The 14,142-nt window shown below is 66.2% G+C and carries 13 protein-coding genes; 9 read left to right on the top strand and 4 right to left on the bottom strand.

Features of this window, described 5'->3' with window-relative positions:
* Nucleotides 1–92 precede the first annotated feature (92 nt).
* A complete protein-coding gene (locus LC039_RS25565) occupies nucleotides 93–1,019 on the top strand; it encodes a LysR substrate-binding domain-containing protein (protein ID WP_226629502.1) in 927 nt (308 codons plus the stop codon).
* Nucleotides 1,020–1,135: 116 nt separating this feature from the next.
* Here the strand turns inward: LC039_RS25565 and LC039_RS25560 are convergent, their stop codons facing one another.
* Both LC039_RS25560 and LC039_RS25555 read right to left on the bottom strand, forming a co-directional pair.
* Nucleotides 1,136–1,783, bottom strand: a complete 648-nt coding sequence (locus tag LC039_RS25560; RefSeq protein ID WP_226629501.1) for a flavin reductase family protein — start codon at nucleotides 1,781–1,783, stop codon at nucleotides 1,136–1,138.
* On the bottom strand, nucleotides 1,780–2,466 hold the full coding sequence (locus LC039_RS25555) for a GntR family transcriptional regulator (protein WP_164183822.1): 687 nt from the start codon (nucleotides 2,464–2,466) through the stop codon (nucleotides 1,780–1,782). The genes LC039_RS25560 and LC039_RS25555 overlap by 4 nt, the downstream gene beginning before the upstream one ends.
* 163 nt (nucleotides 2,467–2,629) lie before the next feature.
* Between LC039_RS25555 and LC039_RS25550 the strand changes: the two genes are divergently transcribed.
* The 8 genes from LC039_RS25550 to LC039_RS25515 all read left to right on the top strand — a co-directional run bounded on the left by LC039_RS25550 (nucleotide 2,630) and on the right by LC039_RS25515 (nucleotide 11,302).
* On the top strand, nucleotides 2,630–4,207 hold the full coding sequence (locus tag LC039_RS25550; protein ID WP_226629499.1) for an ABC transporter substrate-binding protein: 1,578 nt from the start codon (nucleotides 2,630–2,632) through the stop codon (nucleotides 4,205–4,207).
* 95 nt (nucleotides 4,208–4,302) lie between these two features.
* A complete protein-coding gene (locus LC039_RS25545; RefSeq protein WP_226629497.1) occupies nucleotides 4,303–5,295 on the top strand; it encodes an ABC transporter permease in 993 nt (330 codons plus the stop codon).
* On the top strand, nucleotides 5,288–6,262 hold the full coding sequence (locus LC039_RS25540) for an ABC transporter permease (RefSeq protein WP_226629495.1): 975 nt from the start codon (nucleotides 5,288–5,290) through the stop codon (nucleotides 6,260–6,262). The genes LC039_RS25545 and LC039_RS25540 overlap by 8 nt, the downstream gene beginning before the upstream one ends.
* Complete coding sequence (locus LC039_RS25535; RefSeq protein WP_226629489.1) at nucleotides 6,259–7,446, top strand: amidohydrolase family protein; 1,188 nt, start codon at nucleotides 6,259–6,261, stop codon at nucleotides 7,444–7,446. Before LC039_RS25540 ends, LC039_RS25535 begins: the two co-directional genes overlap by 4 nt.
* Entirely contained in the window at nucleotides 7,443–8,873 is a 1,431-nt protein-coding gene (locus LC039_RS25530) for a chlorohydrolase family protein (RefSeq protein ID WP_226629488.1), read from the top strand. The genes LC039_RS25535 and LC039_RS25530 overlap by 4 nt, the downstream gene beginning before the upstream one ends.
* The gene (locus tag LC039_RS25525; RefSeq protein WP_226629486.1) at nucleotides 8,870–9,838 is read left to right on the top strand and encodes an ABC transporter ATP-binding protein; all 969 of its coding nucleotides are present in this window, start codon (nucleotides 8,870–8,872) and stop codon (nucleotides 9,836–9,838) included. Before LC039_RS25530 ends, LC039_RS25525 begins: the two co-directional genes overlap by 4 nt.
* Complete coding sequence (locus LC039_RS25520; protein WP_226629485.1) at nucleotides 9,835–10,794, top strand: ABC transporter ATP-binding protein; 960 nt, start codon at nucleotides 9,835–9,837, stop codon at nucleotides 10,792–10,794. Before LC039_RS25525 ends, LC039_RS25520 begins: the two co-directional genes overlap by 4 nt.
* Entirely contained in the window at nucleotides 10,787–11,302 is a 516-nt protein-coding gene (locus tag LC039_RS25515; protein ID WP_226629483.1) for a nucleoside deaminase, read from the top strand. Before LC039_RS25520 ends, LC039_RS25515 begins: the two co-directional genes overlap by 8 nt.
* A 152-nt stretch (nucleotides 11,303–11,454) precedes the next feature.
* Here the strand turns inward: LC039_RS25515 and hydA are convergent, their stop codons facing one another.
* Together hydA and LC039_RS25505 are read right to left on the bottom strand one after the other, a co-directional pair.
* Complete coding sequence (hydA, locus tag LC039_RS25510; RefSeq protein ID WP_226629481.1) at nucleotides 11,455–12,879, bottom strand: dihydropyrimidinase; 1,425 nt, start codon at nucleotides 12,877–12,879, stop codon at nucleotides 11,455–11,457.
* Nucleotides 12,876–14,132, bottom strand: coding sequence for a cysteine desulfurase-like protein (locus LC039_RS25505; RefSeq protein ID WP_226629480.1), 1,257 nt, complete (start codon nucleotides 14,130–14,132; stop codon nucleotides 12,876–12,878). The genes hydA and LC039_RS25505 overlap by 4 nt, the downstream gene beginning before the upstream one ends.
* Nucleotides 14,133–14,142 lie beyond the last annotated feature (10 nt).

Here is a 14,142-nt window from a genome sequence, read left to right as displayed (position 1 = left end):
TATTTCGGGAGTTTCCGAGACAAGCTTCCCACGGCTTTTCTTTCCGCGACAGCCGGATTAGCGTGAAGATAAGTTAAGCCAGGAGTTATGAAATGGACCGCCTTCCGCCGCTCCGCCTGCTGACCACCTTCGAGGCCGTCTCGCGCCATGGCTCGATGCAACTTGCCGCGGCGCGGCTCAACGTGACGCAACCCGCGGTCAGCCAGGCGCTGAAGGCGCTGGAGGAGCACGTGGGCGCGCCGCTGGTCGACCGGGCCACGCGTCCGGCGCAGCTGACCGAGGCCGGCGAGCTGCTGGCGCGGGCGGTGCGCGACGGGCTCGGGCAGATCGCCGCGGCGCTCGAGGATATCCGCGCGCTGAGCGGGCAGGAGGGAAACCAGGTCACCGTCTCCTGCACGCTCGGCATGGCGACATACTGGCTGATGCCGCGCCTGCCGGAGTTCTACGCCCAACATCCCGAGATAACGGTGAATGTGCAGGCCCCGGCGACGGACCTGCCGCATCTCGCGCCGGGGATCGACATCGCGGTGCGCTATGGCACCGGTAGCTGGCGCGAGGGTCGGACGCTGAAACTCTTCGACGAGCGGGTCTGCCCGGTTGCGGCCCCAGCGCTGCTCGAGCGGCTCGAAGCCGAGGGCCGAGAGCTCGACAACGCGCCGCTGATCCATGTGCGCAGCCCGCACAACCAACATTGGGCAGGCTGGGAGGACTACCTGCGCGCCCGCGGCATCGCGCGCGGGCGACTCTCGGGGCAGACCTTCAACAACTACGTGCAGGCAGCGCAGGCGGTGCTCGACGGGCGCGGCGTGATGCTGGGCTGGCGCTCGATCGCCAGCGGCGCGGTGCGCGAGGGCGCGCTGCGGATGTGGCCGGGCGCCGAGGTGGATCTCGGCACGTCCTATTTTGTCACCGCCGCCACGCCGCTGTCGCAGAGCGCGCAGGTGTTCCTCGGGTGGATCCAGACTGCAGGCGCTGCGGCTGAAGAGAATTTCCAGAAACAGACCTTGTCTTCCCCATGAAACCGATCGCTCTGACGATAGAAGAGGCGGATAAGGCCAAATTATGTAGCCATATCAAACCTCGAATCTGACCCGAGGTCTCCTCCTTTGGCCGCGATCACGCACGCTTACAGCCGTCAGGCCCGCGCCTTGTGCGTAGAAAGCACCTCTTCAGCCGACGGCGTCGCCAGGTCGAAGTAGTCCAGCGTGCCAGCGTATCCATTTCCGCCCATGCGCCCGATCGCGTCGAGCTTTTCATGGTCCGAATAGTATGTCCCAAGGTCAATCACGTCCTCGCGCACGTGTGCCATGACGATCTGCCCGAGGATGATCTCTCGGGCCGAGCTGACCTCGATCCCGAGGTAGCGGCGGCATTCAAAAGCGACCGGCGCCTCGGCGATCCGCGGGCAGACAACCTTCTCGCCGGCAACTGCGGTGAGCCCCGCCATCTCGAGTTCGTCCACCTCGGGGCCGAAAGCGGCCGCCGTCACCGACATCGTCCCAACGTTGGCGCGATCGACGATGTTCACGGTGAAGCACTCCGTCATCCGGATGTTGTAGGCCGTGTCCTTGAAGCTGCGGTCGGGCTTGTTCTCGACACCAAGTGCAAGGATGGGCGGATCGGCGGACAGGCAGTTGAAGAAGGAATAAGGCGCGGCGTTGACCACGCCTTCGGGTGAAACCGTCGTGACCCAGGCAATCGGGCGCGGCACGATCGTGCCGATCATAACCTTGTAGGCCTCGCGGGGTGTCAGCTCCGCGAAGTTGAGCGCGTGGTGCGTCACGTTGCAAGCTCCTTTCCGTAGCGGGACAGGATCGATGAGACGCTGTCCGGTTTCTGCTCAAGTTCGGCCCGCCCGGCAACGGCACCCAGGTGATGGTCCATGATCTGCGTCGCACGGGCGGCATCGCCGGCGCGGATCGCCTGGATGATCTGCGAATGTTCATCCACGGCGCAGTCTGATGAGTGCGACTTGGCGTACATCGCCATGATCAGCGAGCAACGCAGCACCACTTCGCCGACGTAGCGCGACAGCACGGCGTTGCCGGTCAGTTCGGCGAGCAGCGTGTGGAACTCGCCCGCAAGCCGGATCGAGACCGGTCCGTCCTTTCCGCGCACGCTCTCCTCGCTGCGCACATGCGCCTCGAGCTGGTCGAAACCGCTGGAGGGAATGCGCTCGACGAGGATGCGGATGACCTCGGCCTCGAGCGCGCGGCGGACCTCGAAGATCTGTTTGGCCTCTTCCAGCGAGGGCTCCGCGACGAAGGCGCCGCGGTTGCGCCGGGTGACCACCAGACCCTCGTTCTCGAGCCGCACCAGCGCATGGCGCACGATGGTCCGGCTCACGCCGAACTGCTCGCCCACCGTGTCCTCGGGCAGCCGCATACCCGGCTTCAGGGCCTGCTCGATGATGGCGCGCTTGAGCAGCGTGTGCACGGCGTCGGTGAGTGTCGTTTTTTCGGTCATGGCCCGGAGCCTTGTCGCATTCCTTTGCACTCACCTAGCGTATCCAAGTGATCTCGTCAATTGGATACAATTTTCTTGCAAAGCGCGATACGATGCCGCATCAATCCCGTATCGTATCCAATTTCATCGATTCCCAAATACAATCACCAACAGGGACGGGACCATGACTTTCAGACAGATTCTGCTTGCCTCGGCGGCGCTCGCCACCCTCGCAGGAGCGGCGCAGGCCGAGAACGTGCTCAAGTGGGGCGCCAACCGGGACATCGGCTCGCTCGACCCCTATTCCTACGGTGACAGCTTCACCATCAACGTGCTGAACCACGTGTACGAGGGGCTGGTGCGCTACAATGCCGACCTCAAGATCGAACCGGCGCTGGCCACCAGTTGGGAAATTCTCGACGACAAGGTCACCTGGCGCTTCAAGCTGCGCGAGGGGGTCACCTTCCACAACGGAAACCCTTTCACCGCCGAGGACGTGGTTGCCTCGCTGCAGCGCGTCAGCCATGAGACCTCGCCGCTGAAGGGCAACCTCCCGGCCTATGTCTCGTCGAAGGTGGTCGATGATCTTACGGTCGACATCACGCTCAACGGCACCTATCCGCTTCTGCTCAACGACCTGACAAATATTCATATTTTCGACAAGGAATGGATGGTCGAGCACGATTCCCTGCTGCCCACCGACATTGGATCGGGCACCGAGGGCTATGCCACCTACAACGCCAACGGCACCGGCCCGTTCAAGGTCGAAAGCCGTCAGCCCGACGCCAAGACCGTCTTCGTCGCGAACGCCGACTGGTGGGATGAGCCGCAACACAATCTCGACCGCATCGAGCTGACCCCGGTGACCTCGGCGGCGACCCGCGTCGCGGCGCTGCTCTCCGGCGAGATCAACTTCACCAATGACGCGCCGGTGCAGGATCTTCCTCGCCTCGCCGCCGCGCCCGACGTCGACGTACTCGAGGGCGTGGACCTGCGCACCGTGATGATCGGCTTTCCCTTCCGCGACACGTTGGTGTCGGGCGAGCCCAACCCCTTCAAGGAAAAATCCGTGCGCGAGGCGCTCTACAAGGCGATCGATCTCGACCTGATCCAGAGCCGGGTGATGCGCGGGAAATCCCGCACCGCCGGTGCGACCGTGGCACCGCCGATCCCTGGATATTCGGAGGAACTGGATACACTTCCTGGATACGATCCCGATGCAGCCAAGGCGCTCCTGGCCGAGGCTGGCGTGCCCGAGGGTCTGCAGTTCGAGTTCAACTGCCTCGCCGATGGGCTGGTGAACGAGGAGCAGTTCTGTCAGGCCATCGCCTCCATGTGGTCGCGCATCGGGCTTGCGCCCAAGCTCGACGTGGCGCCGCGCGCGGTGCAGACGCCGAAGCGGACCAACGGCCAGACCGACATCTACACGCTCGGCTGGGCAACACTGCCGATGCTCGATGCCTACTCGCCGCTACTGCAGATCTTCCACAGCAAAGAGGGCAATTCGGGCGTCTTCAACTGGGGAGGCTGGTCCTATCCCGAGCTGGACGCGCTGATCGACGCGGCCGGCAGCGAGCTCGACACCGACACCCGCCTGTCGCTCGAGACCGAGGCCCTGCAGTTCGTTAAGGACGAGATGATCATGATCCCGCTGCACCAGCAGCCCATGGCCTGGGCGGTGACCGACGAAGTCAGCGAGATGCCGCTCTTCCCCGACAACAAGCCGCGCCTGTGGTTCGCGCAGGTCGGCCAGGGCAGCTGAGACAGGCGCGCGGGGGCACCTGCCCCCGCGTCCTAACCCCTCGAGACAGGATGACAGCCGGTGGGTCCGTCCCGCCCGCAAGACAGGAGTGAGCCATGCTCGCCTTTCTCATCAAGCGCACGGCCAACGCGGCCTTCGTGATGCTCGCCGTGGCGCTGCTGGCCTTCGTGATATTCCGCTTCTTCGGCGATCCCGTCGAGATGATGGTCAACGAGCAGGCAACGCAAGCCGACCGCGCCGAGCTGCGCGAGCGACTGGGGCTGAACGACAGTTTCGTCACCCAGTACACGCGCTTCGTCACCAATGCCGCGCAGGGCGATTTCGGCATCTCCTACCGCAACCAGCAGGACGTGATGGTGCTGATCGGCGAGCGGTTCCCGGCGACCTTCGAGCTGGTGCTTGTGGCCACGGTGATCTCGCTCGTGGTCGGCATCCCGCTCGGGGTGATCACTGCCGTGCACCGCAACTCGCGACTGGCGAACGCGCTGCAGCTGGGTTCGATCGTCGGCGTCTCGCTGCCGAGCTTCGTGGTCGGCATCCTGCTGATCCTCGGCTTCTCGGTCAGTCTCGGCTGGCTGCCCGCCTTCGGGCGCGGCGAGACGGTGGACATCGGCTGGTGGTCGACCGGGCTGCTCACCCCGTCGGGACGCGCGGCGCTGGTGTTGCCCGCGCTCTCGCTCTCGACCTTCCAGATCACCCTGGTGATGCGGCTGGTGCGGGCCGAGATGCTCGAGACCCTGCGCAGCGACTACGTGAAATTCGCCCGCGCACGCGGCGTGCCGAAAGCCCGGGTGCATTGGGTGCACGCGCTACGCAACTGCTTGATGCCGGTGATCACCCTCACCGGCATGCAAATCGGCAACCTCATCGCCTTCGCGCTGGTCACCGAAACGGTGTTCCAATGGCCCGGCATGGGGCTGCTCTTCATCCAGGCGGTGACCTTCGTCGATATCCCGGTGATGGCCGCCTACCTGATGCTCGTTTCCTTCATCTTCGTGCTGCTCAATACGCTGGTCGACGTGACCTATGCCTGGGTCGATCCCCGGCTGCGCGACGATGCCGCCAAAGCCGGAGGGGCCAATGGCTGACATCTCCCCCATGACCGACACTCCGAAGCCCCCCGCAGAGACCGCCCTGCCCCGCCGGACGCGCCTTACCGCGCTGCGCGAGAGCGACCTGTGGTATTCCTTCCGCAGTCATCCCAGCGCGATCTTTGCGGCCTGCCTGCTGGCGCTCGTGGCGCTGAGCGCCCTGCTGGCACCTCTCATCACGCCGCAGGACCCCTACGACCTGGCCGCGCTCGAACTGTGGAACGCCGAGATTCCGCCGATCTGGAACGCGCAGGGGCAATGGCCCTACATCCTCGGCACCGACACGCAGGGCCGCGACATCCTCTCGGCGATCCTCTACGGCTCGCGGATCAGCCTTGTGATCGGCTTTGCTTCGGTCATGGTGGCGCTGGCGGTCGGGCTCTCTCTGGGGCTCATCGCAGGTTACTTCGGCGGCTGGATCGACAACGTGATCATGCGGCTCGGCGACGTGCTGCTGTCTATGCCCTTCATCCTGATCGCCATCCTCATCACCGCCGTCGCCACCGCCGCGCTGCCGACGCACCTCAAGGATGTGCTGGCCGCGCCGATCCTGATCCTCGCCATCGCGGTGCCATCCTGGGTACAATACGCCCGCACCGTACGCGCCTCGGCGATGGTCGAGCGCAAGAAGGATTACGTCAGCGCGGCGCGGCTGATCCGGGTGAAGGCCTGGCGGATCATGCTGCACCACATCCTGCCCAACTGCATGACCCCGATCCTCGTCGCGGCGACGCTGAACTTCGGCCTCGCGATCCTCTCCGAGGCGACGCTGTCCTTCCTCGGCGTCGGCATGCCGCCGGACCAGCCCAGCCTCGGCACGCTGATCCGCGTGGGCAACCAGTACCTCTTCTCCGGCCTGTGGTGGATCGTCGTGTTTCCCGCGATCCAGCTGTGCCTGATCGTCCTGTCGGTCAACATGATCGGCGACTGGCTGCGCGATGCGCTCAACCCGAAACTGAGATGACCATGACTGCAAAGACCCTCAAGAACGTGCGCCCGATGGGCGCTCCTGCCACCGACCTGCACATCGTGGACGGCCGCTTTGCCGCCGCCGCGCCCGAGGGTGCCGAGGTCATCGACTGCGGCGGTCGCATCCTGATCCCCGGGCTGGTCGAGGCACACACCCATCTCGACAAGTCACTGCTCGGCCTGCCTTGGTACCGCAACGAGGTCGGCCCGCGGCTGATCGACAAGATCGACAACGAACGCGAGGTGAAGGTCTCGCTCGGGCTCGACCCGCAGGTGCAGAGCGAGCGGCAGGCGATCCTGTCGATCAGCCATGGCACCACCCACATTCGCAGCCACGTCGATGTCGACACCCACCACGGGCTGCGCGGAATCGAGGGCGTCATGGCCACGCGCGAGAAACTGGCGGGCTACGTAGATATCGAGATCGTCGCCTTCCCGCAGTCCTCGATGATGCCGCGACCCGGCACGGTCGAATTGATGGATGAGGCGCTGGCGCTCGGCGCCGACGTTGTCGGCGGCATCGACCCCTGCGGCATCGAGCGCGACCCCAAGGGGCATCTCGATGCGGTGTTCCGGCTCGCCGAAAAGCATGGCAAGCCGATCGACATCCACCTGCATGAGCGTGACCTGATGGGTGGGTTCTCGATGGAAGAGATCATCGGCCGGACCCGAGCCCAGGGGATGCAGGGCAAGGTCACCGTCAGCCACGCCTTCTGCCTCGGCATGAGTGACCGTGCCTATGTCGCATCGCTGCACGAGCAGCTCGCCGAAGAGCGCATCCACATCATAACCACCGCGCCGGCCTCGGCGCCGGTGCCGCTGGTCAAGGAGCTAAAGGCGGCGGGCATCCTCACCGGCGCGGGTTCGGACGGCATCCGCGACACCTGGGGACCCTATGGGAACGCCGACATGCTGGAACGGGCGATGTTCGTCGGGCTGCGCAACAACCTGAGACGCGACGACGAGGTCGAACTGGCGCTGTACATCTGCACCCATGGCGGCGCCGCGATCATGGAAGTCGAGGGCTACGGACTGGAACCCGGCGATCAGGCCGATGCCGTGCTGGTCGAGGGCGAGACGCTGGCAGAGGCGGTCGCACTGCGCGCGCCCCGGTCGCTGGTGCTCAAACGCGGCATGGTCGTCGCGCGGGGCGGCAAAGCCGTGATCGACGCGCCATGAGCCGCACCCTGCTCTCGGCCCGCTGGGTCATCGGTCACGAGGACGGCCGCCACGTCGTGCACGAGAACGGGGTGGTGGTGATCGAGGGCTCCCGCGTGTTGCACGTGGGGCGCGGCTTCGACGGTGAGGTCGCGCAGCGCGTGGACTACGGGGAGGCTGTGATCTCGCCCGGGTTCATCGACCTCGACGCGCTTTCGGACCTCGATACGACCATCCTGGGCTATGACAATGGCCCCGCGTGGAAGACGGGCCGGGTTTGGCCCGAGAGCTACGTCGCGCGCGGCCCCTACGAGATGTACTCGCCCGAAGAGCTGGCCTTCCAGAAGCGCTTTGCCTTCGCGCAGCTTATTCGCAACGGCATCACCACCGCCCTGCCCATCGCGTCGCTGTTCTACCGCGCGTGGGGTGAGACCGTGGCCGAGTTCGACGCTGCCGCACAGGCCGCCGAGGAGCTGGGGCTGCGCGTCTATCTCGGCCCCGCCTATCGCACCGGCGGGCAGGTCACCAACGAGGCGGGCACGATCCGCGCCATCTACGACGAACCGCGCGGGCTGCAGGGGCTGGAGGACGCTGCGGCCTTTGCCGCGCGCATCGACGGCACCGCAGGCGGCCGCATCCGCGCGATGTTCGCCCCGGACCGGATCGAGACCTGCACCGAAGAGCTCTTGCGCCGCACCCAGGCGCTTGCCGCAGAGATGGGTGCGCCGGTACGTCAGCATTGCTGCCAGTCGCCCACCGAGCTGCGGCTGGTGCAGGAGCAGCATGGCACCACGCCGATCGACTGGCTCGACCGGATCGGCGCGCTGGAAAGCAACTGGCTGCTGCCACATGGAACCCATGCCTCGGAGCGCGACTTCGCACTGATCGCCGAGCGCGGCGCAACACTGGTCCATTGCCCGCTGGTTTCTGCGAGGCACGGTGGCCTGCTGCGCTCCTTCCCGGCCTGCCGGGCGCGCGGCATCAATATCGGGCTCGGCACCGACACCTGGCCGCCGGACATGGTCCTCAACATGCAGATCGGCATGATGGCCGCGCGGATTGCCGGCGCCGACGCTCTGCGCAGCGAGGAAATGTTCGACGCGGCCACGCTGGGTGGCGCGCGCGCGCTTGGCCGGACCGATCTCGGCCTGCTCGCGCCCGGAGCCTGCGCCGACATAACGGTGATCGACCTCGGCCGCACGCTGCAGACCCCCGACCCGGTACAGAGCCTGATGACCTCGGCCTCGGGGCGTGACGTGCGCGATGTCTGGATCGACGGGCGCCGCGTGATGACCGACCGCAGGATTCCCGGTTGCGACGAGGACGCCGACATGGTCCGCGCGCAGGCGCAGTTCAACGGCCTGATCGCCAAGTACCCCGACCGCACCGCCGGCCATCCGCCGGTGACCGAGATCTTCCGCCCCAGCTACGCAAGGAGCGAGCGATGACCGACCCTGTTCTGGACGTGCGCGGATTGCGCGTCGAGTTTCCCACCCGCCGCGGCGTGCTCACCGCCGTGGATGATATCTCGCTGACCATCGGGCGCGGCGAGATCCTTGGCGTCGTCGGCGAGTCCGGTGCCGGCAAATCGATGACCGGCATGGCGATCCTCGGCCTGCTCGAGCCGCCGGGCCGCATCGCCGCCGGCGAGATCCGCCTTTCGGGCACCCGCATCGACACGCTGACCGAGAGCGAGATGCAGAAGGTGCGCGGCCGTCGCATCGGCGCGATCTTCCAGGACCCGCTGACCTCGCTCAACCCGCTGTTCAGGGTCGGCGATCAGCTCGTCGAGACCATTCGCCTGCACACCGATCTGAGCAAAAGTGCCGCCCGCGCCCGCGCGCTCGAGCTTATGCGCGAGGTCGGCATTCCGGCGGTCGAGGAGCGCATCGACAACTACCCGCACCAGTTTTCCGGCGGCATGCGGCAGCGCATCGTGATCGCGCTGGCGCTCTGTGCCGAGCCTGAACTTATCATCGCCGACGAACCGACCACCGCGCTCGACGTGTCGATCCAGGCGCAGATCACCGCGCTGCTCAAGCGGCTCTGTCGCGAGCGCGGAACGGCGGTCATGCTGGTGACCCATGACATGGGGGTGATCGCCGAAACCGCCGACCGGGTGGCGGTGATGTACGCAGGGCGGCTGGCCGAGCTCGGCGCGGTCGAGGACGTGGTGCGCCGTCCGCGTCACCCCTACACCGAGGGGCTGATGGGCTCGATCCCCAGCCTGCGCAAGGACATGGACGAGCTGCAGATGATCCCGGGCGCGATGCCGCGGCTCAACAGCATACCGCAGGGATGCGCTTTCAACCCGCGATGCGCCCATGCCGGACCGCGCTGCCGCCGTGACACGCCGCGGCTGGAAACCACCGGCGCCGCCTGCTGGCTCGCCCTGACCGGAGAAACCGCATGACCCGACCGATCCTCGAAGTCGACGCGCTGGAGCGCCGGTTCGACGTCTCCGCCCCCTGGCTCAACCGCCTGCTCGAAGGCAAGCCGCGGCGCACTCTGCGCGCTGTCGACGGGGTGGATTTCGATATTCAACTCGGCCAGACGCTGGCGCTGGTCGGCGAGTCCGGCTGCGGCAAGTCGACGATCGCCAAGCTGGTCACCGGGCTGCACGCGCCCTCCGGCGGCGCGATCCGCTTCAACGGAGATCCCGACAAGATGCAGATGATCTTCCAGGACCCCTATGCCTCGCTCAACCCGCGCTGGCGGGTCGGTCGGATCATCGCCGAGCCGCTGCGCACGCTGCGCCCCGAGACGCCCGAGCCGCAGGTTATGGCCCGCGTTGATGAGCTTCTGCGCACCGTGGGTCTCGCGCCCGCCGATGCCGCCAAGTTCCCCCACGAATTCTCGGGAGGCCAGCGTCAGCGCATCTCGATCGCCCGCGCGCTGGCAGGCGAGCCGGAGTTCCTCGTCTGCGACGAGCCCACGTCGGCGCTTGACGTCTCGGTGCAGGCGCAGGTCCTCAACCTCATGAAACGTCTGCAGAAAGAAATGGGGCTCACCTACCTCTTCATCAGCCACGACCTGTCGGTGGTACGCCACATGGCCGACGTGATCGCCGTGATGTACCTCGGGCGGGTCGTCGAGATCCAACCGACCGCCGATCTCTTTGCCCGCCCGCTGCATCCCTACACGCGCATGCTGCTCGACACGATCCCCGACCTCGAAGCCCCGAAGCGCGACCGCGCGCCGATGGGCGGCGAAGTGCCCTCGCCGGTGTCGCCGCCCCCCGGATGCAGCTTCCACCCGCGCTGCCCGATTGCCCTTGATCGCTGCAAGCGCGAACGGCCGCAGCGCGAGATGCGCGTCCATGATCGCCGCGTTGCCTGTTTCGCCGCCGAGGAGAGCGCCGATGTTTGAAGACCGCTTCCTCTGCCGTGCCATCGAGATCTCTGCACAGGCGCTGACCACGCCGGGTACGGAACCCTTCGGCGCGGTGGTGGTCCGCGACGGGGAGATCGTGGGCGAGGGCATCAATCGCTCGGTGCTCAACCATGATCCGACCTCGCATGGCGAGACCGAGGCGATCCGCGATGCCTGCCGCAATCTCGGCACCGTCGATCTGCGCGGCGCGGCGCTCTACTCCAGTTGCGAGCCCTGCCCGCTCTGCGTCGCCGCGATGCTGATCTGCGGGGTGTCGGAGCTCTACTACGCGGCGGACATGGCGCAGGCGGGTGCGGCGCTCGGGGAGTTGCCGGAAAGCGCCCGTTTTCCCATCGACGTCGATCGCATGCTGGCACAATGCGGGCTGCCCGCGCCGGAGCGGGGAATGGTCAGCGCCCGGCACCGCGATGCTGAAGCCGCGCATATCCTGCAAAAGTGGGCCCACCAGGCATCCGGCGCTTCCGACCCAGCTCGCGAAACCTGATCGCCGAAGGCGACAACATTCGTACAAGTAGAACGTTCAACCTAGCTGAATTCCAATTGCGTTCCGCCGGTGTCCCTGCTGCCAACGGTCGGCACCGATCACCGCTGCAAAGCGGCAATGGATCGCTTTTCAATTGACCGGCCTTGCCTCTCTCAGAGACGGCGCGGAGACTTCTCGCGAACGAGGTACCGGCCCTGTCCAACCGGCCCGATCTCTTCCGCCTCCATGTAGACCGTGCGCCCGCGCAGGATCGTGCGCACCGGCCATCCGGTGATGTCCATTCCTTCGTAGGGCGTGTAATCCGCGCCGTGGTGCATATGCTCCTGGCGAACCACCCCGCGGCGGTCCGGGTCCCACAGCGTGATGTCGGCATCCGCACCGATCACCAGCGCACCCTTCCTAGGGTACATGCCGTAGAGCTTCGCGGGGTTGGTGGAGGTCAGGGCGACGAAGCGCTCCAGGCTGATGCGGCCCTTCGAGACTCCCTCGGAGAAGAGGATCGGCAGACGCGTCTCGACGCCGGGGATGCCGTTCGGCACCCATTTGAAGGAGGTGCGGGCACGCGGCGTATCCTTGCCCCTGCCCTCGGCATCCTCGAAGTAGAAGGGGCAGTGATCCGATGAGAAAAGGTCGAAGGTGCCGTCCCGCAGCCCCTGCCAGATCGCCTCTTGGCTGTCGCGGTCGCGCGGCGGCGGCGAGCAGACGTATTTCGCCCCCTCGAAGTCCATGTTCAGCCCCTTGAGGTCGTCCCTGGTCAGCGCGATGTACTGGGGGCAGGTTTCGGCGAAGACGTTCAGCCCGCGTCGCTTGGCCCATTGGATCTGCTCCATTGGATCGCGGCCCGAGACATGCACGATCACCACCGGCACATCGACCAGTTCGGCATGGCTGATGGCGCGGTGCGTTGCCTCGCGCTCGGCGACCTGGGCATGGGCCTCGGCGTGAAAGTACGGCGCGGTGCGGCCGCTCTCCTCGAGCTTGCGGGTCATGTACTTGATCGCGTCGTGGCCCTCGGCGTGGACCATCACCAGCGCTCCCTCGCGCCGGGCAACGTCGAAGACCTCGAGCAGCTCGGCGTCGTTCAGGACCATGTCGTCGTAGGTCATGAAGACTTTGAAGGAGGTGTAGCCTTCACGCACCAGCGCGGGCAGTTCCTGCCCGAGCACCTGGGGTGTGGGGTCGGTGATGATCATGTGGAAGGACACGTCGCACCAGCATTGTCGTTCCGCCAGCGCATGGTAGTCCGCGACTGCCTGACGCAGGGATTGTCCGCGCCGCTGCAACGCGAACGGCAGGACCGTGGTGTTGCCCCCGGCCACCGCCGAGCGTGTGCCCGAGGCGAAGCCATCGGCCATGACGGTGCCGTCGCCCTGCGCCTGCGCGAGATGGACATGGGCGTCGATGCCGCCGGGCAGCAGCAGCAGACCGGTGGCATCGATCTCCTCGGCACCGCCCTCGATGCAGTCAGCGATCTGGGTGATCTTGCCGCCTGTCACGGCGAGGTCGGCGCGGAAGCGGTCCGCGGCGGTCACGATCGTGCCGCCGCGGATCACGAGGTCGGGCCGCGGCCCGCTCATGCCGCAGCTTCCCGCGTCAGGATGCCGGGCAGTGCAGAGAGCATACGTTCGAGCTCGGCCAAGGAGTTGTAGTGTACCATGGAGACCCGCACGACGCCGTCATCATGGTCTTCGCTCAGAAGCTCCGCGAGCCGGCGCGAATGGAAGTCCCCGTAGCGGATGGCGATCTTGTAATCGTCCATCGCACGGGCAACCGCCCCCGACCTCACGCCCTCGACCCGGAAAGAGATGGTCGGCACGCGCAGATTTCCGTCATTTCGCGCATCACCGATGACACGGCAGTCGTTCCGCGCGCGCAGCCAGTCCAGAAGGCGGTTTGTCAGTACCTCTTCCTGCCTGGCGATGGCCCCAAACCCGGCCTCGAAGAGCGCCCGCCCCTCCGCATCCGAGCCGGCGCAGCGACCGAGCGCCTGGATGTACTCAACAACCGCCGTCACGGAGTAGGCCAGCTCGTAGTTGGGGTTGCCCGGCTCGAGCTTCCCGGGGACTTTATCCTTGCCATAGAAGTAATGATAGAGACCGTCGAGCTCGGCCAGCAGCTCGTATTTTCCATACATGATCGCGGTATGCGGCCCGTAGCATTTGTAGAGGCTGAAGATGTAGTAATCGACGTCCCAGCCGGTCACGTCGATGGCACGGTGCGGCGCGTAGGCGACGCCGTCGACGCAGATCTTCGCACCGCGCGCATGCACGAACTCGGCGATCTCGGCCACCGGATTGATCTGGCCGAGGATGTTCGAGACATGGTGAACGCAGACCAGCTTCGTGCGTGGGCCCATCAGGGGCGCGAGGTCCTCGAGCCTCAGGCGCATGGAGGCGGTATCGAAGGGCCAGACCTTGATCACCACGCCGAACTCGCGCAGCCGTTCCCACGGGCCGATGTTGGACTCGTGGTCGGCATGGGTGACGATGATCTCGTCTCCCGGTTCGAACTGGCTGCGCATGGCCGCCGCAAGCGTCTGAACGAGCGCCGTGGTCGAGGGGCCAAAGACGATCTCCTCCGGCCGTGCGGCATTGACGAAGGTCTGCGCCGCGCGGCGTCCGTCCATCAGGGCCTGTGCCGCGAGCTGCGAGATCTCGTAGCTGCCGCCGATCTGCACGTCGCGGTGGGTCAGGAACTCGACGATCCGATCAATGGCCCCCTGCAGTGTCTGCGAGCCGCCGGCATTGTCGAAAAACGCCCAGTCCTTGGCCAGCGCGGGAAACTGGCCGCGCACGAAGCCCATGTCGAGCTGATCTTGATAGTCTGACATCGCCTGTCCC

This window comes from Alloyangia pacifica (genome assembly GCF_020524285.1).
Classification (GTDB): domain Bacteria; phylum Pseudomonadota; class Alphaproteobacteria; order Rhodobacterales; family Rhodobacteraceae; genus Salipiger; species Salipiger pacificus_B.
The sequence above is the reverse complement of the archived record's forward strand: the minus strand, read 5'-3'. Positions and strand labels throughout refer to the sequence as shown.